General features: G+C 38.9%; 18 protein-coding genes. 16 read left to right on the forward strand and 2 right to left on the reverse strand.

Annotation, left to right across the window (positions count from 1 at the left end):
- Window position 1 precedes the first annotated feature (1 nt).
- From PREBIDRAFT_RS07605 to PREBIDRAFT_RS07680, 16 genes are all read left to right on the forward strand, one after another.
- The gene (locus PREBIDRAFT_RS07605) at window positions 2-982 is read left to right on the forward strand and encodes a glycosyltransferase family 2 protein (protein WP_004338082.1); all 981 of its coding nucleotides are present in this window, start codon (window positions 2-4) and stop codon (window positions 980-982) included.
- An 82-nt stretch (window positions 983-1,064) separates the two neighbouring features.
- Window positions 1,065-2,213: an EpsG family protein gene (locus PREBIDRAFT_RS07610; protein WP_004338081.1), complete on the forward strand. Its 1,149-nt coding sequence runs from the start codon at window positions 1,065-1,067 to the stop codon at window positions 2,211-2,213.
- Window positions 2,210-3,139, forward strand: a complete 930-nt coding sequence (locus PREBIDRAFT_RS07615) for a glycosyltransferase family 2 protein (protein WP_004338080.1) — start codon at window positions 2,210-2,212, stop codon at window positions 3,137-3,139. The genes PREBIDRAFT_RS07610 and PREBIDRAFT_RS07615 overlap by 4 nt, the downstream gene beginning before the upstream one ends.
- Window positions 3,140-3,141: 2 nt before the next feature.
- Window positions 3,142-4,185: a glycosyltransferase gene (locus PREBIDRAFT_RS07620; protein ID WP_004338079.1), complete on the forward strand. Its 1,044-nt coding sequence runs from the start codon at window positions 3,142-3,144 to the stop codon at window positions 4,183-4,185.
- Window position 4,186: 1 nt separating this feature from the next.
- The gene (locus tag PREBIDRAFT_RS07625) at window positions 4,187-5,257 is read left to right on the forward strand and encodes a glycosyltransferase (protein ID WP_004338078.1); all 1,071 of its coding nucleotides are present in this window, start codon (window positions 4,187-4,189) and stop codon (window positions 5,255-5,257) included.
- Window positions 5,258-5,959: 702 nt separating this feature from the next.
- Window positions 5,960-6,355, forward strand: coding sequence for a GxxExxY protein (locus tag PREBIDRAFT_RS07630; protein WP_004339591.1), 396 nt, complete (start codon window positions 5,960-5,962; stop codon window positions 6,353-6,355).
- 403 nt (window positions 6,356-6,758) lie between these two features.
- Window positions 6,759-7,907, forward strand: coding sequence for a glycosyltransferase family 4 protein (locus PREBIDRAFT_RS07635; RefSeq protein ID WP_004339593.1), 1,149 nt, complete (start codon window positions 6,759-6,761; stop codon window positions 7,905-7,907).
- Window position 7,908: 1 nt separating this feature from the next.
- Complete coding sequence (locus PREBIDRAFT_RS07640; protein ID WP_004338645.1) at window positions 7,909-8,517, forward strand: sugar transferase; 609 nt, start codon at window positions 7,909-7,911, stop codon at window positions 8,515-8,517.
- Entirely contained in the window at window positions 8,517-9,188 is a 672-nt protein-coding gene (locus tag PREBIDRAFT_RS07645; protein ID WP_004338644.1) for a NeuD/PglB/VioB family sugar acetyltransferase, read from the forward strand. Before PREBIDRAFT_RS07640 ends, PREBIDRAFT_RS07645 begins: the two co-directional genes overlap by 1 nt.
- Window positions 9,175-10,287 (forward strand): nucleotidyltransferase family protein, encoded by a 1,113-nt coding sequence (locus PREBIDRAFT_RS07650; RefSeq protein ID WP_004338643.1) that lies wholly within the window; start codon window positions 9,175-9,177, stop codon window positions 10,285-10,287. Before PREBIDRAFT_RS07645 ends, PREBIDRAFT_RS07650 begins: the two co-directional genes overlap by 14 nt.
- A 238-nt stretch (window positions 10,288-10,525) precedes the next feature.
- Window positions 10,526-10,942 (forward strand): PaaI family thioesterase, encoded by a 417-nt coding sequence (locus PREBIDRAFT_RS07655; protein ID WP_004338642.1) that lies wholly within the window; start codon window positions 10,526-10,528, stop codon window positions 10,940-10,942.
- A gap of 31 nt (window positions 10,943-10,973) precedes the next feature.
- On the forward strand, window positions 10,974-12,026 hold the full coding sequence (locus PREBIDRAFT_RS07660) for an isochorismate synthase (protein ID WP_004339595.1): 1,053 nt from the start codon (window positions 10,974-10,976) through the stop codon (window positions 12,024-12,026).
- 17 nt (window positions 12,027-12,043) lie between these two features.
- Window positions 12,044-13,717: a 2-succinyl-5-enolpyruvyl-6-hydroxy-3-cyclohexene-1-carboxylic-acid synthase gene (menD, locus tag PREBIDRAFT_RS07665; protein WP_004338640.1), complete on the forward strand. Its 1,674-nt coding sequence runs from the start codon at window positions 12,044-12,046 to the stop codon at window positions 13,715-13,717.
- A 77-nt stretch (window positions 13,718-13,794) separates the two neighbouring features.
- A complete protein-coding gene (gene menB / locus PREBIDRAFT_RS07670; RefSeq protein WP_004338639.1) occupies window positions 13,795-14,622 on the forward strand; it encodes a 1,4-dihydroxy-2-naphthoyl-CoA synthase in 828 nt (275 codons plus the stop codon).
- Between the two features lie 74 nt (window positions 14,623-14,696).
- Window positions 14,697-15,737, forward strand: a complete 1,041-nt coding sequence (locus tag PREBIDRAFT_RS07675) for an o-succinylbenzoate synthase (RefSeq protein ID WP_004338638.1) — start codon at window positions 14,697-14,699, stop codon at window positions 15,735-15,737.
- An 86-nt stretch (window positions 15,738-15,823) separates the two neighbouring features.
- Window positions 15,824-16,831 carry an AMP-binding protein gene (locus tag PREBIDRAFT_RS07680; protein WP_004339597.1) on the forward strand — a complete coding sequence of 336 codons (1,008 nt, stop codon included), beginning with the start codon at window positions 15,824-15,826 and terminating at the stop codon, window positions 16,829-16,831.
- A gap of 137 nt (window positions 16,832-16,968) precedes the next feature.
- Here PREBIDRAFT_RS07680 and PREBIDRAFT_RS07685 read toward each other — a convergent pair whose 3' ends face one another.
- A complete protein-coding gene (locus PREBIDRAFT_RS07685) occupies window positions 16,969-19,665 on the reverse strand; it encodes a calcium-translocating P-type ATPase, PMCA-type (RefSeq protein WP_004338636.1) in 2,697 nt (898 codons plus the stop codon).
- Window positions 19,666-19,696: 31 nt separating this feature from the next.
- Window positions 19,697-20,530, reverse strand: coding sequence for a CPBP family intramembrane glutamic endopeptidase (locus PREBIDRAFT_RS07690; protein WP_004338635.1), 834 nt, complete (start codon window positions 20,528-20,530; stop codon window positions 19,697-19,699).
- Between the last annotated feature and the right edge of the window lie 55 nt (window positions 20,531-20,585).

Here is a 20,585-nt window from a genome sequence, read left to right on the forward strand (position 1 = left end):
AATGGTAAAGTTATCTTTTTTAATTCCCGTATATAAAGTAGAAAAATACATTGCTAGATGTATAGATTCTATACTGTCTCAGAAGTATGCTAATATAGAGATTCTTTTAGGTATTGATGGTAGCCCTGATAGAAGTGCAGAAGTATGTATTGCCTATGCTCAACAATATGATTTCATATATGTTTTTAATAATAAAAATATGGGGGCTGGAGCAGAGCGTAATTTTTTGTTAGATCGTGCGAAAGGGGATTTTGTTTGGTTCGTAGATGCAGATGATATGTTGCCAGAAGGTGCGGTTGAAAAGGTGATAGAAGTAATAGAGAAAAAACCTTCTTTAGAGATAATAGCTATGGGTTTTAAAAGGTTTGGGGACTTAGATAATTATGGTTCTTTAGAATTTGCTACCCCAAAAGAGAAGATGATCTCTGGGAAAGAATACTTACTAAAGCAACCTTTTTGTGGATATCTATGGAATAAGGTTTTTAATCGTATGTTTCTTTTTGAACATGGGGTGAAAATGAACCCAAATCTTGTGAACCAAGAAGATAATCTTTTTAATTTATATGCTATTTTGCCTTGTGAAAAGATGTTATTAACATCTATATATGGTTATGATTACTTTCAGGGGAACACACTCTCTACACTGCATAATAGGAGTATTGAAAGTGTTGAACGAAATGTTAATGATACTCTTTTAGCACAAAAAGAAATACAAGAGATTATTAGAAGTATTTCTGATGTAGAATTAAAAAAGCGAATCATAGAACTTTTAAATCTTAATGTAGCAGGTTTTCTCTTTTCTATGTTTCAGACAAGGTATCCTATAGAAAAGATTAAAATAGCGTTAGAGCAGCTTAAAAGGATGCAGTTATACCCAACACGGTTTAGTTTTAACAGAAAATCAAATATCTTCCTCTGTGGAGCAAACATAGAATGGATTTATCTATGTTTGTGTCGATTACATGGAGCAAAACGTTTGTAATATACAGAAAATAGACACGTAGACTAGAAGAATAATATTCTTTTCTACTATAGAAAAAGTTTGATTTTGATAAAATATTTTTATGTTGATATATATATTAGTTTTTATAGTAGCCTTTATTTATTACATACTATCAAGAAAGAATTCTTTTCTTAGAAAATCTTCAGTAGTTCTTAGCTTTTTCTTCTTGTATGTAGCTTTATTTGTGGGACTTGGAGATATGATAGGCGGATACGATAGATATATATATGGAGAGGTGTTTGATACAATTGCTGATGAATTTCAACATACGAGTTCTCCTAATATTAATAAGATTATATACCTTGTGGGAGGTAAAGAATATGGTTATTTTTTTTGGCAGATATTGCTCTCATATATAACTCAAAATCGGTATATTTTTATTCTTATAACAACAATTGCCATTTATGTACTTTTCTTTCTAGCATTTAAGGAATACCTAGATGACTACCCGTTAGCGTGTATAGTATTCTTAGGGTTACTTTATTACTTTTCTATGACTTATCTGAGGCAGGTTATCGGAGTCGGTTTTACATTTTTATCGGTAAAGTATATCGTTAAAAGAAAATTCTTACCTTTCTTTTGCTTTTGGTTGTTAGCTTATAGCTTTCATGGGTCAGCTCTTATTTTCTTTCCGATGTATTTTATACCTCAAAAAAAATATAGTAAAAATTTTGTAATAACAGTCTTGTTACTTTGCTTGATAGTAGGTTTGACCCCTCTTCCTAATGCTTTACTATCTAGTGGTGTTACAGCATCAGGGAAAGCGCAAAATTATATGGATCAAGATCAAGGGTTTAGAATAGAATATGTTATAGAAGTTGTTGCTTTTATTTCAATTTTCTTTATGAATTATGGAAAGATAAACAAAGAGAAACAAACGCTTGTGTTTTTGAATATGTCTTATGTATTCTGTGCTCTTCTCTTACTATTTATGAGATTTGGGCAAGGAGGACGCTTGGGGTGGTATTTTATGCCAGGAATTATCTATATGACAACCTATTTGTGTAATAGAAAAGATGTTGCTAAGTGGTTAAAGCCTGCGATGATATTACTATTTTTTGGACTCTTTTTTCGTATTACCTTAGCTTGGCGCGCCTTCAACGTACCCTATAAAACCTTTCTTACGAATGGTCAGCCAGCAGGAGATGGCAGTACTTATGAGAAGTACGAATATGATGAAAGGTACACTATTGATAAATTCTTCAGATGATGATAACGGTTTTTACACCTACTTATAATCGTGGAAATCTTCTTAAACGATTGTATGATAGTTTATGTAATCAAAGTTTTAAAGATTTTGAGTGGTTAGTTGTTGATGATGGCAGTACCGATAATACGGGAGAACTTATGAAGCAAATAATGACAGACGGTAGTAATAAGTTTGTCATTAGGTATTTTAAAAAAGCGAATGGGGGTAAACATTCTGCTATTAATTTTGGAGTGAAAGAGGCTAAAGGAGAATTATTTTTTATAGTAGACTCTGATGATATTCTTCCTCCTTTTGCCTTGCAAGATGTTATTGATGTTTGGCACAATATATATAATAAGGAGCAGTATGCAGGTGTTTGTGGTTTAGATGGATATTTGGAGAGTGAGGTAGTCATAGGGTCAGGCTTCCCTAGAAAATTGATTAAGGAAAAAATTAAATTGTCTAGCGGTGAAATAGTTAAGTATATTGATGGAACGAATATGGGTATTCGTTTTGGTATTGGTATTCAAGGTGATATGAAGGAAATATTTAAGACGGATGTTCTACGCGAATTTCCTTTTCCTGAAATACGAGGCGAGAAGTTTTGTCCAGAAGTGCTTATATGGAATAGAATTGGTGCAAAATATAAGATGCGTTATTTTGACAAAGTTATTTATTTAGCAGAATATCAAGAGGGGGGGATAACTGCTGGAATAACAAAGGCAAGAATGAATAGCCCTATAGCTTCTATGATGACTTATCAAGAGATGACAACGTATGATATTCCGCTAAAGTGGAAAATTCGTTCTGCAATTAATTATTGGCGATTTCGGCAATGCTTGAAAAAAAAAGATGCGGAAATTCCTAAACTGTCTATACTTTGGAATATATTTATGCCTATAGGGTGGTTAATGCATAACCGTGATCTTAAAAATGTAAGGAGATAATTATGCACATTACAGTAGATCCGCGATTAAAATACAATTATGCTTCTTGGTATTTGCTAGGCTTGCAACAAATTGGCGGTAGTATAGAATATAATGTTATGCCTTTTGTGGGCTTATCCTATAAGGATACCCCTGACTATAATAGTGGTTTTGGCTTTATTATAAAGGAAGGCAATGTTACAAAGAAAGTTTTTGTAGATACGGAAGACGTAGCGAAGGTTTTCAAAGACCGTTATGAATGGTGCGATGTATATGGAATGGTAAATCCGACAGAGGAACAAGTTAGGCAGTATGATAAATTGATACCTATTGGTCCAGAGTGTGGAATTACATTAGGTTCTCAATTAGCTACTGTACTAAAGTGTGTTAGACTTTATTTGAAAGGAGCAAAATATACAAATATTCCTTTTAAAACTTGTCTAAAGGATTATTTATATACAAATATTCGTCGTCGTCCGATTAGTGATTACGAGAACTCTATCATTGTGCGTAAAAATTATATCTTCCATGCTTCCACACTTTGGTATAATGAGTTTGCTGCAACAGACACGAATAAATATCGTGGCGAATTTCTGAAAGCTTGTCAGCGAGCAGGACTTGAGATAGAAGGTGGACTTTTTTATGTCGGAGGTGAAGCAGTATTGAAAGAAATGCCTGATTATCCTAAGTATAAAGAGGAATATAAGGATTTTATCTATGATAAGCGTCTTTCGATGGATGATTACATAACGAAGACAAAAGAAAGCGTAGTGGTGTTTAATACACCTAGTGTCTGCGGCTGTCATGGATGGAAACTGGCTGAATATCTATGTATGGGTAAGGCTATTATCTCTACTCCGTTGTTAAGGGAAATGCCAGCACCAATGGAGCATGGTAAGCATATTCATTTTGTTCATTCTGTTGATGAAATTTATGATGCAGTGGTGAAGATAAACACTGATGAGACTTATCGTAAGCAACTAGAAGAGGGAGCTAGGGCATATTATGAACAATGGTTAGCACCAGAAGTTGTGGTGAAACGGTTGATAGATAAAGCAAAAAGATAAGATGAAGATCTTACAGGTTATCACCTCTATGCACATTGGTGGTGCGGAAAAGGTGGTTATGGAATTAATTCTTGGGCTACGTACACTCGGTTATGATGTGGATGTGGCACTCTTTAGTGGAGAGGATACGGATTTTAAGCGGCAATTAGATAGGTCTGGTTGTAGAGTGTTTTCTTTCTCTATTGGTGGTAAGACATATAACCCTATTTATATATTGAAGTTGTGGAGGATTATGCACCGTTATGATATCGTTCATACACATAATACAGCCCCACAATTTTTTGCAGCGATAGCAGGTTTAGGCAGTAAGGCTAAGTTGATAACTACAGAACATAGTTCGTCAAATCGTAGACGTGAAAAAGGACATCTTAAATGGTTTGATAATTGGTTGTATGGACGCTATGACACGATAGTATGTATTGCTGATCAGGCTAAGCAGGCAATGGAGACCTATCTTGGGAGGAGAATGGATGATGTCGCAGTGATAAACAATGGTGTTAACGTGGAGGATTTTCATAGTGCTGAACCTGCATCGGAACTATATCCTCATTGTGGTAAGTTTGTTATAGCAATGGTGGCAGGGTTTAGATATGAAAAGGATCAAGACACGGTGATAAAAGCTATGACTAACCTGACAGATGGATATGAACTATGGTTGGTAGGCGATGGTGTTCGGCGAAAGGAGTTGGAGACGTTGATAGAGACAGAAGGTGTCAAAGACCGTGTAAAACTACTTGGTATTCGTAAAGATGTCTCTAATATTTTGCATGCAGCTGATGTGGTGATTATGTCTTCCCACAGAGAGGGTTTATCGTTATCCAATATTGAAGGAATGAGTGTTGGCAAACCATTTATCGCTTCAGATGTGGATGGACTGCGTGAAGTGACACAGAATTACGGAATACTTTTCCCTCATAAAGATGCTATAGCCCTGGCTAAGATCATAGATAGATTGCATACTGATAAAGACTATTATCATACAGTGGCTGATAGATGTTATAAACGTGCGCTAGAGTTTGATGTGAATAAGATGGTAGAAGGGTACATCGACATTTATCGTTCGTTAATATAAACATCTACTTTCCACGACAATTGCTTTTAAGTCGTGTTCTGTTGTGTATGTCGTTGCTATTATTTCAGCATCGACTTTCCACGACTTTTCACGACAATTGCTTTTAAGTCGTGTTCAGTCGTGTATGTCGTTGCAATTATTCAGCATCTACTTTCCACGACTTTTCATGACAGTTTCTTTTAGGTTGTGTTCAGTCGTGTATGTCGTTGCAATTATTCAGCATCTACTTTCCACGACTTTCCACGACAATTGCTTTTAAGTCGTGTTCAGTTGTGTATGTCGTTGCAATCATTCAGCATCGGCTTTTCACGACTTTCCACGACAATTGCTTTTAAGTCGTGTTCAGTTGTGTATGTCGTTGCAATTATTCAGCATCTACTTTTCACGACTTTTCACGACAATTGCTTTTAAGTCGTGTTCAGTTGTGTATGTTGTTGCAATCATTCTGCATCGGTTTTCCACGATTTTCCACGACAGTTTCTTTTGAGTCGTGCCTTGTCGTGTATGTCGTTGCTATTATTTTTGCATCGACTTTCCACGACTTCCCACGACAATTGCTTTTAAGTCGTGTTCATTTGTGTATGTCGTTGCTATTATTTTTGCATCGACTTTCCACGACTTCCCACGACAATTGCTTTAGGTTGTGTTCAGTTGTGTATGTTGTTGCCGAAGTATAGTATTAGCATTTAATATTTGTGCATTATGAGCATGCTTTATCCTGAAATATCTAAGTTAATTGTAGATGCTTTCTATGAGGTCTGCCGAAATCTATCAGTGGGTTATGCAGAGAAAGTTTACGAGAAAGCACTTGTGTATGAGTTACAGACTCTTGGATTACAAGTGGAAGAGCAGAAACCTATTACTGTTATGTATAAAGGACAACTGAATGTAGGCTCTTTTATCGCTGACATCGTTGTTGAAGATTGCATCATATTAGAGCTTAAAGCGACATCAATGATTAATAAAGAACATACAGCACAACTTATCAACTACCTTATATGTACAGGGAAGGATGTTGGTTATATCCTAAACTTTGGTGGAGATAGAAGGTTCGAGCGTCGGTTAGGACCATCGGCATTGCACAGTAATGCCAAGTAAGGTCGTGCCTTGTCGTGTATGTCGTTGCTATTATTTCTGCATCGACTTTCCACGACTTTCCACGACAGTTGCTTTTTGGTTGTGTTCAGTTGTGTATGTCGTTGCTATTATTTTTGCATCGACTTTCCACGACTTTCCACGATAGTTTCTTTTAGGTTGTGTTTAGTTGTGTATGTCGTTGCAATTATTCAGCATCGACTTTTCACGACTTTCCACGAAAGTTTCTTTTAGGTTGTGTTTAGTTGTGTATGTCGTTGCAATTATTCAGCATCGACTTTTCACGAAAGTTTCTTTTGAGTCGTGCCTTGTCGTGTATGTCGTTGCAATCATTCAGTATCGGCTTTTCACGACATATTTGCTGATAAATAGAATTGTGTTTGTCATTGTCGAAAAAATAAAATAGATGAATAGAAAACCCAAGTTGCTCCGTGTGACGACATCAGACGTTAGTCTGGATACGCTAATCAAAGGACAAATGAAGTTTTTGAGCAGTGAGTTTGAAGTTGTGGGAGTATCGAATAATACAGGATTGCTGCAGAAAGTGGCTGAACGAGAAGGGATTCGAGTTGTGGAAATACCGATGCATAGGGAGATTTCTCTTGTGGCGGATGTTAAGTGCTTGTGGATGCTTTATAGGTTGTTCAGGAAAGAAAAACCAGAGATCGTGCATGCCAATACACCTAAGGGGAGTTTACTCTCGATGGTAGCTAGTTGGGCTGCTCGTATACCAAACAGAGTTTATACGGTTACAGGCTTACGCTATCAAGGCGCATCTGGAATGTTTAAAGCGTTGCTAATGGGTATGGAAAAACTTACTTGTAGGTTTGCTACAAAGGTAATCCCTGAAGGACAGGGAGTGCTGAAGGCTTTACAAGAAGATCATATTACGAATAAGCCGCTGAAAGTAATACTAAATGGAAATATCAATGGTATTGACACTACTTATTTTTCGAAAGAAGCTGTAGGAACTAGTCGGGAAGATATAAGAAAAGCTTTAAAACTTTTGCCAGAGGATTTTACCTTTATATTTGTAGGACGTATAGTAAAAGACAAAGGTATGAACGAATTGGCTGAATGTATGAAGCTGTTAGCAGGAAAATGTAAACTAATTCTTGTTGGTTCGTTCGAGTCGGAGGTTGATTCGCTTACGGAGGGTAAAGAAGCTTTCTTACGAACATCTGAAGATGTAAAGTTTGTAGGTTGGCAGAAAGATGTTCGTCCCTATCTTGCTGCCTCCGATGCTCTCGTCTTTCCAAGTTATAGAGAAGGTTTCCCTAATGTGGTGATGCAGGCAGGGGCGATGGGGTTGCCATCAATAGTTACTGACATCAATGGGTGTAATGAAATTATAGAAGATCGTACGAACGGAATTATTATACCTTCGAGAAATCAGGAAGCCTTATTGAACGCAATGCAATATTTCCTTACAGATAAAGTTGCTATTCAGCAAATGGCTAGTTGTGCTAGAAAGATGATACAAGATAGATATGAACAACAACAAGTGTGGGAGGCTCTATTAGCGGAATACAAAAATTTGTTGCATAAAAAATAAGATGTATAAGCATTTCTTTAAACGACTAATAGATTTTTGTATAGCATTGTTTGCGCTTGTTTGTATTAGTCCGATATTACTAGTAGTAACTATTTGGTTACACTTTGCCAATAAGGGAGCTGGTGCCTTTTTCTTTCAAGAGCGCCCAGGAAAAGGAGGAAAGATATTTAAGGTGATAAAGTATAAAACAATGACCGACGAGCGCGATGCGGTGGGAAATCTATTGCCCGATGAGGATAGGCTGACTAGGGTAGGAAAGTTTGTTCGCTCAACATCGATAGACGAGTTGCCACAGTTTTTTAACGTGTTGAAAGGCGATATGTCATTGATAGGACCACGTCCGCTTTTGGTGCAATATCTTTCTTTGTATTCCTCAGAACAAGCACGTAGACATGAGGTGCGCCCAGGAATATCTGGTTGGGCACAGTGTCATGGCAGGAATGCTATCAGTTGGAAGCAAAAATTTGAATATGATGTGTGGTATGTTGATCATGTGTCTCTGTTTACAGATATTAAAGTTATATGGTTAACACTAAAGTCGGTTTTCTTCAGAGAAGGTATTTCGCATGAGGGGAGTGTAACGATGGAGCCGTTCAACGGAAATAATTAATGAGGAAGATTGCTATTTTTGGTGCTGGAGGAATGGGACGTGAAGTAGCTTGTATTATTCGAAGAATAAACGAGGTGCGAAATGTTCCACAATGGGATTTCATAGGCTTCTATGACGATGGGATACCCGCAGGAACTCAAACTGATGAGGGCGTTGTCTTAGGCGGTATAAAGGAACTGAATGAATATAATTCTCCATTGAATGTTGTCATTGCTATTGGGAACCCCAAAGTGTATAAAAAGATAAGAGATAATCTTGTTAATCCTAAAATATCATATCCGAATATCATTGACCCTACGGTAGAGTTTTGGGATATAAATAACTATGTTATAGGAGAAGGTAACATTATTTGCCCTCATTGTACTATCTCGTGTAATGTAACGATAGGTAATTACAATATTTTGAATGGTGATATATCGTTAAGACATGATGTTCGGATAGGTAGTTACAATGCTATTATGCCTGGCGTAAGAATTTCAGGTGGAGTGGTTATGGGCAATGGTGTTTTTATAGGACTAAATGCTGCTGTGGCGCAATATTTGAAAGTAGCTGATAATGTGAGAATAGGTGCAGGAAGTATTCTCTTGAGTGATACAGAAGCAGATGCTTTTTATACGGGAGTTCCTGCAAAGAAACATACAAAGGAGGTAGAGACAAGTGGAAGTTACTAAACAAACTTTATTCTATTTTGAATTTATAAAATATTGTCTCAAAGATGAGCAAGATATTCCTTCTTTTATTAAAGAAATGGATTGGGAAGGTTTATATCAGTTTGGTAAGGAGCAAGCAATATTAGGTATTCTTTTCAAAGGTATAGAGCGATTGAAGGATAGTGCCTATAAGCCTAGTGTGGCAGTTATTATGAAATTTTATGCTTATTATAATGAGATCGTAAAACTAAATAGGCAAGTATATCAGGATGCTAATAAATTGTCGCTCGACTTTAAAGAAAAATATGGTATCAATACCTGCATTATGAAGGGGCAGGCTAACGCTCTGATGTATCCTGACCCATGGGTGCGACAGCCAGGAGATATAGATGTTTGGACAGATGCAGATACCGTAGATGTCATTAAATTAGCACGACAACTTAACCCCAAAGCAGAGTTGGGCTATCATCATATAGAAATAGAATTTCTTAGAACTCCTGTAGAGCTTCACTTCTTTCCCTCCTTTATGGGAAACTTATTTTATGAATGGAGATTAAGGACTTTTTTTGACTCAAAGAAAAGTCTACAATTTCAGAATAAAAAAGCACTCCCTGATAATTTGGGAAGCATCAATTGTTTTACAAAAGACTTTGACAGTGTTTTTCAATTGTCTCATTTAATGCATCATTTTTTCTTTGAAGGTATAGGGCTTAGGCAAATGGTAGATTATTTCTATCTACTGAAACAAGGCTTTACCGAGGAAGAGAAGAGACAGATCGTTGAGGTGATAAAGCGGGTAAATATGTTTAAATTTGCCACAGGAGTGATGTATATCATGAAGGAGAGCTTAGGGTTGGAGGATAAATATTTATTGATGCAGCCTAATGCGCGTATAGGTAAAATGCTAGAAAAAGAAATAGTATTAGCAGGAAACTTTGGATTTTATGATACGCGCTTTAAATTCAGAGGAAAATCAGTCTATGCTCAATATCTTTTAGAGTTATATCGCAATTTACATTTTGCGATTGATTTTCCTTCAGAAACAGTATGGGGAAGACCCATCTCAAGGTGGTGGCATATGGTTTATAAGGCGTGGCTTCGGTATCGTGCAAGATCTTAGGCAAGTCTTACCAAACTTTTAGACACAGTAACAACGCATTATAAGGCTAACGCTGTGAAGGATAGAAGAAAGTCATGTTTCCATGCAACGAAGTTTTGCTTCTGAGCATGGAAACATGACTTTTTTTATTTGTTAAAGTTGGATTTTATTAGTAACTTTGTATATCTGTTATGATTAATTTCTAGCTGATGGAGTTTATGAAATTAGGCATAATATTTCAATTTTTATAGAAAAAACTATGGATATTTCAAATTTCTGGAATAATATGAGGGGTGATGATGGACTGACACGTTCGCTTGGAATGGAGTTTATCTGCACCCCTGAGCCTGATACGTTGCAAGCAAAGATGCTTGTATGTGAGAAGAATAAACAACCCTTTGGAGTATTAGCGGGTGGAGCTTCATTATCATTGGCTGAAAATTTGGCTGGTGTAGGTTCTATGGCGGCATGTCCAGGCTATATTGCTATGGGTATCAATGTGAATGGTAGCCATGTAAAGGCTGCTTTTGTGGGTGATGTGGTTACGGCATACGGTAAACTTCTTCATAAGGGTAGTACTTTGCATGTTTGGCATGTGGATGTGAAAAATCAGAATGACGAGCTGATTTCTACTATTCAGGTAACCAATTATCTTGTTCCTAATAATAAGGAATAAGGATTATTTTGATGCTTAAATGTAAACGATAATGCCTTCATTTCACGAATTATTTTTAACCCATTGCGCATCGAAGGGAATGTTTGCCGTTAGCCGATTGCCCCTTGCCGATCATTGTACGTTTTATTATCAGGAAAGCAATCCCACAGAAATATATGATCTCAAAGCTTTGAACGGTAAGCAAGGGTTTCTCTTTGCCCCCTTTATAGCGAGTAAAGAACATCCTATCTTGTTAATGGAAAAGGCAGAAGTAACTAGATGTGGGCTAGAACTTTCTGCTTCTTTGAATGATTTGAAACTATCGGAAGTTTCAAACATAGCCGATCATTATCTTTATACTTTTAATACCTTTCACACAGCCTTAAAGGAGAAACTTTTTCAGAAGCTTGTTTTAGCACGCTTCGTTAAAGTGGAAGTATGCGAGTTTGACCTTGAACAGTTGTTTCTTACGGCATGCCAATTGTATCCTTGTCAACACATCGCTCTTGTGAGTTCACCACAGAGTGGTACTTGGTTGATGGCTACGCCTGAAATATTATTAGAAAAACAACAAGGCGAACTTTGGCAAACGATGGCTTTGGCTGGTACGATGCATAAGACAGAGGCAGAGCAGGAGTGGTCGGAAAAGAATAAACAAGAGCATGAGTATGTGTCTACATATATCTTGAATTGTTTGGCGAAATATGCCGATACGATAAATGTGAGCGATCCCTATACTGCTGTTGCTGCTAATCTCGCTCATTTGCGTACGGATATTTCTTTTATTCCTCGCAATGAGCAGCGCATTGGCGACTTGTTAGCCGATCTTCATCCTACGCCAGCAGTATGTGGTATTCCGAAAGAAAAGGCAAAGGAGTTTATCATCGCAAACGAAGGTATGGATAGAAGTTATTACAGTGGTTTTGTGGGATCGCTCAATATGGGAGGAGAAACGCATCTTTATGTCTCGCTTCGTTGTATGCAGATTATGAAAGATAGCTGTAGACTATATGCTGGAGGAGGGCTGCTAGCAGAAAGCTGTGTGGAAAGTGAATGGAAGGAGACAGAAGCAAAATTGCAAACGATGCGTAAGCTTTTGCTGTAGAAAGGAAGAAATAAACGATGTATAGTAATAAGGAAAATGTAAATATCCTCACCTCATTGCTGATAGCCCACGACGTGCAGTGTGCTGTACTTTGTCCTGGTTCGCGTAACTCGCCCATGGTGCATAATCTTGTGGAGTGTAACGAAATGAAGTGTTATTCCGTTACCGATGAGCGATCGGCTGGATTTGTGGCGATTGGTATAGCTGAGGCTACCGATGCTCCCGTAGTGTTATGCGTAACATCAGGATCGGCATTGCTCAATGCGGCTCCTGCCGTAGCTGAGGCTTATTATCGCAATATTCCGTTGATAGTAGTGTCGGCCGACCGTCCGCAACAATGGATAGGGCAGAGCGATGGGCAAACGCTGCAACAGGTAAATGCGCTGGAACCACACGTGAGAAAAAGTGTGAATATTATCGAGCCGCATACGGAAGAAGAACGATGGTATTGCAATCGTGTGATCAATGAGGCTTTGAATAAGGTAAAGGCATACGGTGGCGGTCCTGTTCATATCAATATTCCGCTTACAGAACCGCTTTATGAATATACTGTAGCACAACTTCCTGATGAGCGTTATATCTCCTTTGGCTCGGCAATGAGTAATGAAAGTGAGTTAAAAGATTTGATTACAAAACTTGATAAAGCCACTAAACCCGTAATTGTTATTGGACAGTTGGATGCTGGCGTTGCTCAAACTTTATCTAAAGATATAGCGAAGATAGAGCAAAATTATGTGGTATTGCAAGAAAAACTTTCAACAGCATACGGTTCAACAGCTCTACAACTCGATGAAATGCTGGCGATGATAGCTGGCGATGAGGATTATCTGCCCGACTTTATTCTTTATTTTGGTGGTACAATTGTTAGCAAGCGTCTAAAGCAATACTTACGTAAGGCAAAGACTGCTAACTCCGTACTCATAGACGAGCATGGCGAGGTGCGAGATGTGTTTATGAACCTTTCTTGGGTTATTCAGGCTTACCCTGCTATGTTTGTTCAGCTACTTGCGGCTCATTGCAAACAGCGTACGACAAACGATTATTACCAAAAGTGGGCAGAACTTAGGAAGAAAGCATCTCAACATGCAGAAAACTTCTGTCCTGATTATTCCCAAATGCTTGCAGCTAAGACCTTTCATACCTATTTAAGCAGACAGAGGGGCAAGCGTGCGTTGTTTTATGCCAATAGCTCATCTGTGCGCTTAGGTAATATCTACTCTAAGGAATATATCCATGTAAATCGTGGTGTGAATGGTATTGAGGGAAGTTTATCGGTGGCAGTGGGTTATTCGCTTGAAGCTTCTGACAATGAACAAGTGTATTGTGTGGTAGGCGACCTTAGTTTCTTCTATGACAACAATGCGCTTTGGAACACTTATCCTAAGAAAAATTTAAAGGTGTTGTTGCTAAACAATGGTAGTGGTGGTATCTTCCATCAGATGCTAGGCCCTAGCAGTTCGCCTTATTGTAATCAGTATATCGCTGCAGGTCATCAAACATCGGCAGAAGGAATCTGTCAATCATACGGATTGAAATACCAAAGTGCGCATAGTAGGGAAGATTTATCCCAGCAAATGGAACTGTTTGTGAAAGCGCATGAAGGTCCGTTACTATTAGAAGTATTCACCAATGCCGACGAAGATGCTCGTGTAATGAATGAATATTACCGACAGTTGAAAGAAGAAAAATAAATAAAATAATAATTTGAGTTATAGAGATGGAACATTTGACACTATCTCCTATAGCTCCTTTAACTCCAAAAAAAAACATGGTACAAAGAAATTGGAAATCCATTGCAGGGTTCAACTTTGAGGATATTCTCTTCGAGGAATTTAATCATATAGCGAAGATAACGATTAATCGTCCTCGCTATCGTAATGCGTTTACTCCACGCACAGTGTGGGAAATGTCGCAAGCTTTTAATTATTGTCGTGAAGCATTGGATATCCGTGTGGTTATTCTGACAGGTGCTGGCTATAAGGCTTTCTGCTCGGGGGGTGATATGCACGTAAAGGGACAAGGTGGCTATGTTGGCAATGATGGTGTGCCTCGCTTGAATGTCCTTGATGTGCAAATGCAGATACGCCGCTTGACAAAGCCTGTCATTGCTATGGTGAATGGTTATGCTATAGGTGGGGGGCATGTGCTGCATGTAATGTGCGACTTGTCTATAGCTTCCGATAATGCTATTTTCGGACAGACGGGGCCACGTGTAGGTTCGTTTGATGCAGGTTTTGGAGCTTCCTATTTGGCGCGTATCGTAGGACAGAAGAAAGCACGCGAGATATGGTTTATGTGTCGACAATACAATGCTGTTGAGGCAGAACGGATGGGATTGGTGAATAAAGTAGTGGCTTTCGATCAGCTAGAAGATGAGTGTGTGGCATGGGCAGAGCGTATGATGGAACATTCTCCATTGGCTCTTCGTATGATAAAGGCTGGCTTGAATGCCGAACTAGACGGTCAGGCTGGTATCCAAGAACTTGCTGGCGATGCTACAATGCTTTATTATACTATGGAAGAAGCTCACGAAGGGGGACAAGCCTTCCTTGAAAAGCGTAAGCCCGACTTTGATAAATATCCACAGTTCCCATAAGAGACAGTGTGGCTGTCGTTTCTTTTATGTTACTCTGTTACTTTGTCTTATAAATTGTCTTTAATAGGAAAGTTATGTGTAAAATTAATATTACATCAAAGCTTTTACACTTTAAGCAGCCTGCTGGAACTTCGAGAGGTGTGTATAGAACGAGGAAGAGTTACTATGTTACGGTGTTTGATACGGCTGCTCCTAGTGTGAAAGGTGTTGGCGAATGTGCTACATTGCCTGATCTGTCGTGTGATGCTATGCCAGATGCAGATTATGAACGATTATTACGTCAGTTCTGTAATGAAGTAGAACGGACAGGAAAGATAGATTATGAGGCTATGCGACCTTATCCTTCCATGCTTTTCGGACTAGAAACAGCACTGAAGCAATATGAAAGAGGAGGTAGTTTGGATTTCTTTGATACTCCTTTTGGGAAAGGGAAAGAAGGTATTCCCATTAACGGTCTTGTATGGATGGGTACTTTTGATGAGATGTTCGAGCGGCTTGAGGAGAAGCTCAAGGCTGGATTTCATTGTGTAAAACTAAAGATTGGTGCTATTGATTTTGCCAAAGAGTTGGAGCTTATCAAGCATATCCGTGAAGCATTTACCAAAGATCAGATAGAACTCCGTGTAGATGCTAATGGTGGTTTTACATCAGCAGAGGCAATGGAAAGATTAGAGGCTTTGGCTAAATATGATATTCATTCGATAGAGCAGCCTATCAGGCAACATCAATGGCGGCAGATGGCTACACTTTGCCAAAACACACCATTGCCCATTGCGCTAGATGAAGAACTCATAGGGGTAAATAATCTCAATGAGAAACAACATTTATTAGATATCATTAAGCCACAATATATCATTCTTAAACCTAGCTTACATGGAGGAATGATGGGTACACGTGAATGGATTAAGCTAGCCAATGAGCGCAACATTGGCTCATGGATTACTTCTGCCCTAGAGAGCAATGTAGGCTTAAATGCTATTGCACAGTTGGCTGCGGATATTTATGGATCTAACATTATCCTACCACAAGGTCTAGGCACAGGGCAATTATTTACGGATAATATCCCAATGCCATTGGAGATAAGAGGGGAAAAACTTTATCTAATTGAGAATTGAGAGTTGAGAATTGAGAATTGAGAGTTGCCCGCCTAATGTGTTATCTAATTGATAATTGCTTATCAATGTCTAAAAAAATAAAACCAATGACTTTAGAAGAATTTCTTGCCGAATGGAATAATAGCAAACCTACGGTTCTTGTTCATACTAGTGGATCAACAGGAAAGCCTAAACCACTGCTTATAGAGAAGCAACGTATGCTCAACTCTGCAAAGATAACTTGCGATTTTTTGGGTTTAAAGCAAGGAGATAAGGCTCTTCTGTGTATGCCACTCGACTTTATTGCTGGTAAGATGATGGTGGTGCGAGGTATAGAACGTGGTATGAAAATTATCAATGTGAAGCCTTCTGGGCATCCACTATCCGACGAAGCGTTGAGAAGTGCAAACGATGACGATGAGATAACTTTTGCAGCAATGGTTCCTTTGCAAGTTGCAAATTCGTTGGAAGTTCCCAAAGAGCGTGAACGTTTGCTTGCTATTAAACATTTAATTATTGGTGGGGGAGCGGTAGATGATGAAATGGCAGATACTTTAAAAGCTTTTCCAAATGCTGTGTGGAGTACATACGGTATGACAGAAACGTTATCGCATGTGGCGTTACGTCGCCTTAGTGGAAAGGATGCTAGCAGTTGGTATGAACCTTTCGAAAGTGTCGAAATAGCTACAACAGATGATGGATGTCTTGTGATCAATGCTCCTTTAGTATGTCAGGCGATGCTAACAACGAACGATAGAGTGGAAATTAGTAAGAATGTAGCAGGAAAAACTATTTTCCGTGTGCTTGGGCGCAAAGATAATGTGATTAACTCGGGAGGAGTAAAAATACAAATAGAAGAGGTGGAGGCACTTCTCAAACCAATGCTTACAAAGCCTTATATTATCACTAAGCGCAATGATACGAAGTTTGGAGAGGTGGTTGTACTGCTAACAGAGAATGAAAATATAACAGAAGTAGAAACTATATGTAAACAAATATTACCAAAATATTGGCAACCCAAACTCATTAAGCAAGTGGCTTCTATACCTATGACAGCTACGGGGAAACCTGCTCGTGCTCAGGCTTTTACGATTGCTTCAAATATAGAAAAATAAAAGGTAAGCTTTTGCTCTCTAAAAGCTTACCTTTTACGTGGTAAAAGATGACCTATTACAGAGCAAAAGGTCATCTTTTTAAACGGACAAGATCATCTATCGGTTTTACATAGATCATCTTGTCCGTTTTTTTTGTTTTACTTCTTAATCAACCTAAGTGCTTCACCAAACCATAAAACGAAGGAGGTACTAAGAATGATGAGTACCCAATCGATAAAGCTGAGCGGAGTAACATTGAACATTTCACCGCCAAGTTGCACAATGGCTATTTGTCCTATGAGGATAAAGGCTGCTATAAATAGGAAGCCTTTACAATCTTTTAAGTGGAAAGCACTTCGCCCTGTATGGAAAGCACGTGCATTAAACATATTCCAAAATTGGAGCATAACAAAAACAGTGAAGAAAGCGCTAAGTTCGTAAGCCGTCATTCCCTTATCTGTATGGTCGTTGAAATGGATTAAATCGAGGATATGTGATACAGAATAGTTTTCCAAGATAAACAAGAAAGCGAGTAGGGACACGAAGAAGGTACCTCCCATAAAGAGAATGCTCTGCTTCATAGACTTATCAATGATAAAGGCTGTGCGCTTGCGTGGAGCATCTTTCATTACTTGTTCTGAGGGTGGTAATGAAGCTAGAGCCATAGCAGCAAAGGTATCCATAATGAGGTTTACCCATAGCATTTGTGTTACCGTTAGCGGACTTTGTGTACCCATAAATGCACCTGCCAATACGATAAGACATGCAGCTACGTTCACTGTCATTTGGAATAGGATAAAGCGTTGAATGTTCTGATACAATGAGCGTCCCCACATTACTGCTCGGCCAATTGATTTAAACGAGTTGTCGATAATTGTAATGTCGGATGCTTCTTTTGCCACACTCGTACCGTCGCCCATTGAAAGCCCTACGTGTGCAGCCTTTAATGCTGGTGCATCGTTGGTGCCATCGCCCGTAACGGCTACTACCTGATTGCGTGTTTGAAGGGCTTCTACTAATCTTTTTTTATCCATTGGGCGGGCACGCGCAATGATTTTCAAGTTTTCTACGCATGCTAGTAGCTCTGTGTCAGTGAGCTGTTCAAACTCAGTACCTGTGATAATGTGCTTGTCTGCATTAGCATTATCTGTCCATAATCCCACTTGTCGTCCTATTTCCTTTGCTGTTCCCGGAGTATCTCCTGTAACGATCTTAACATCAATGCCTGCGTTGAGACACTCCTTAATAGCGGCAGGTACCTCATGGCGAACAGGATCGGCAATGGCTACAATGGCAAGAAAGGTGAGCCCATTTTCTTTTCCATCAAAGCTACCTATGAGTTTTTCTATAGGGTGCTTCTCTTGAAGAATAGGGTTGTTATCGTTGATGATATAGTTAGCAAAACCAAGGGTGCGCATAGCTTGGTTTTGCCATGTAAGTAGTTGATCGCGAATAGTATCCCACGACTCGTTGCCCATTACATCTTTGCATTTATTGCGGATAATATCTGTTGCACCTTTCACATAAAGTACATATTTCCCAGACATAAAGCTCGACTTCACGAGTGTAGCCATATATTTGTGTTCGGTAGAGAAAGGTACTTCGTCTATTACTTCAGCATCCTTTCTCAAAGTGCGATAATCCTTATTTTGAGCTTTCAACCACAATAGAAGTGCGCCTTCTGTAGGGTTGCCAAGGGCTTGAGGATGTTGAGCATCTGTAAGATCTAGCTCTGCAGTAGTATTTACAGCAATGCCTTCCATTATGATACCGAGTTTTTCTGCACTATCGCCACATACGTGCATCTGGTGTACTTGCATCTGATTTTGTGTCAGTGTACCTGTCTTATCTGTGCAAATAACAGTAGTAGCCCCCATTGTTTCACATGCGTGCATCTTGCGTACAAGATTATTGGTTTTGAGCATTCGGCGCATAGAGTAAGCCAAACTCAAGGTAACAGCCATTGGCAAGCCTTCAGGTACAGCTACAACAATAAGTGTAACGCAGATCATTATAGTGGCGAGGAAGTATTGAATGAATGATATCCAAGTGAAATCAAAGTTTAGAAAGTACATTGCCATTCGTCCAATAAGGATTAGAGCGGCAATAACATAACTAGCTACGGTTATAAGATGACCTAATCGGTCGAGCTGTTCCGTGAGGGGAGTTTTCACATGGTTATCAATCTGTGCCGCTACGAAAACCTTACCATTTTCGGTAGCATCGCCCACACGTTCCACTTGGAAGATGCCGTGTCCTTCCATTACCTTTGTACCTCTTAGTACATAATTGGTAGGGAAAGTAGCATCTGGATCGAAGTCGTCAGTGTGGATACTCTTATGGCAAATTGGTTCGCCAGTAAGGGTTGATTCGTCCACATTTAGTGCGATAGCCTCAAGGAGCTTGCCATCGGCAGAGATTTCAGCACCTGTATTAAGTATAACAATATCGCCCACCACAATGTCTTTCTTAGGCACTTTGGTGGTATTACCATTACGGATAACCTCTACTGGTTCGTCGTCGTCCACCTTATTTAATATAGAGAAAGCCTTATTTGCTTTCTCCTCAAAGAAGAAAGCCATACCTGTGGCAAGGAGAATAGCCAAGAAAATGCCCACTGGTTCGAAGAAAACACGCATATCTTCGTTTAGTCCGAAGTATTCATAAAAGGAAATACCTATGGATAAAACACCAGCAACGAGAAGAATAATGATGAGCGGGTCTTCAAACTTAGCTATAAATCGTTTCCAAAGCGGATCTTTTGCAGGCGGAGAAAGGAGGTTGGCTCCATGTTTCGCTCGGCTTTGAAGTACTTCTTGATCACTAAGTCCGGCATATCTTTTTTTTGTTTTCATTGATGTTTTTGTATTGCTATTGTTGTATTTTTTATTTTGCTTTCTTCATGCGTAGAGCAAGTTGGAAGAGCGAAGGGATAAAGATGCAGAGCGAGAAAAATAGTCCGCCATACATCAGCCTGTCGCTACCGTGGAAAAAGTCGATGAGTTTGCCATCTGACATTTGTGGCATAAGGTGGAACATCAGATAAGCCACGGTATTGTTAACCCAGTGGAGCGCAATGCCAGGAATAATACTATCCGTGCGATAATACATCCATCCGAGTACTAAACCAAGGAAGAAGGCATGAACCCCTTGCGCAAGGTTCATGTGGATAAGCCCGAAGATGAGGGCAGAAACGAAGATAGCCACCCAGTGTTTATAGGTTCCAAAGCCTTTTAATAATGCACGTAAGATAGCTCCTCGAAAAACTAGTTCTTCTGTGATAGGTGCTAAAATACCAATAACAATATATCCCCATGGCTCTTTCATAATGTTTTGAAACAGCTCTTGATAATGTTCGGGCATCGAAATGTTGATGCGTTCGTAAATGTATTCAAAGGGTAGGATAGAGCCGAGGGCTAGTAATGCTGCCCATATTACTACTCCCCAAGGATGCGTTTTAAGATATGTATTAGATACGTTTGCCCAATCTCTTTTTAGAAAAAGGATAATCGTGGCAATACTGCTAAGAGCAGTTGTTACGCTGAGCAAGATACTATTTTCGCCAGTCTGAAGCGATGCCATGACGGCAGCAAAGTCAATATGTGCGGCAAAGGAATATGCCACCGCACCAAGTGTGGTGAAACCTATTTGCAAAAGCATAAAAAGACCTGCAAAAAGGATAGCGTAAAGGAGGTTGGATACGAGTTGTTTATCTTTCATTTTACGAATTAATAAATCTCTATTTTTTTATGAATGAATTTCAAATTATTTATGA

The organism is Prevotella bivia DSM 20514 (assembly GCF_000262545.1).
Classification (GTDB): Bacteria; Bacteroidota; Bacteroidia; order Bacteroidales; family Bacteroidaceae; genus Prevotella; species Prevotella bivia.

Coding starts and splice junctions, on each gene's coding strand:
- PREBIDRAFT_RS07605 (WP_004338082.1), top strand. CDS start 2: ATGGTAAAGTTATCTTTTTTAATTCCCGTATATAAAGTAGAAAAATAC.
- PREBIDRAFT_RS07610 (WP_004338081.1), top strand. CDS start 1,065: ATGTTGATATATATATTAGTTTTTATAGTAGCCTTTATTTATTACATA.
- PREBIDRAFT_RS07615 (WP_004338080.1), top strand. CDS start 2,210: ATGATGATAACGGTTTTTACACCTACTTATAATCGTGGAAATCTTCTT.
- PREBIDRAFT_RS07620 (WP_004338079.1), top strand. CDS start 3,142: ATGCACATTACAGTAGATCCGCGATTAAAATACAATTATGCTTCTTGG.
- PREBIDRAFT_RS07625 (WP_004338078.1), top strand. CDS start 4,187: ATGAAGATCTTACAGGTTATCACCTCTATGCACATTGGTGGTGCGGAA.
- PREBIDRAFT_RS07630 (WP_004339591.1), top strand. CDS start 5,960: ATGAGCATGCTTTATCCTGAAATATCTAAGTTAATTGTAGATGCTTTC.
- PREBIDRAFT_RS07635 (WP_004339593.1), top strand. CDS start 6,759: ATGAATAGAAAACCCAAGTTGCTCCGTGTGACGACATCAGACGTTAGT.
- PREBIDRAFT_RS07640 (WP_004338645.1), top strand. CDS start 7,909: ATGTATAAGCATTTCTTTAAACGACTAATAGATTTTTGTATAGCATTG.
- PREBIDRAFT_RS07645 (WP_004338644.1), top strand. CDS start 8,517: ATGAGGAAGATTGCTATTTTTGGTGCTGGAGGAATGGGACGTGAAGTA.
- PREBIDRAFT_RS07655 (WP_004338642.1), top strand. CDS start 10,526: ATGGATATTTCAAATTTCTGGAATAATATGAGGGGTGATGATGGACTG.
- PREBIDRAFT_RS07660 (WP_004339595.1), top strand. CDS start 10,974: ATGCCTTCATTTCACGAATTATTTTTAACCCATTGCGCATCGAAGGGA.
- menD (WP_004338640.1), top strand. CDS start 12,044: ATGTATAGTAATAAGGAAAATGTAAATATCCTCACCTCATTGCTGATA.
- menB (WP_004338639.1), top strand. CDS start 13,795: ATGGTACAAAGAAATTGGAAATCCATTGCAGGGTTCAACTTTGAGGAT.
- PREBIDRAFT_RS07675 (WP_004338638.1), top strand. CDS start 14,697: ATGTGTAAAATTAATATTACATCAAAGCTTTTACACTTTAAGCAGCCT.
- PREBIDRAFT_RS07680 (WP_004339597.1), top strand. CDS start 15,824: ATGACTTTAGAAGAATTTCTTGCCGAATGGAATAATAGCAAACCTACG.
- PREBIDRAFT_RS07685 (WP_004338636.1), bottom strand. CDS start 19,665: ATGAAAACAAAAAAAAGATATGCCGGACTTAGTGATCAAGAAGTACTT.
- PREBIDRAFT_RS07690 (WP_004338635.1), bottom strand. CDS start 20,530: ATGAAAGATAAACAACTCGTATCCAACCTCCTTTACGCTATCCTTTTT.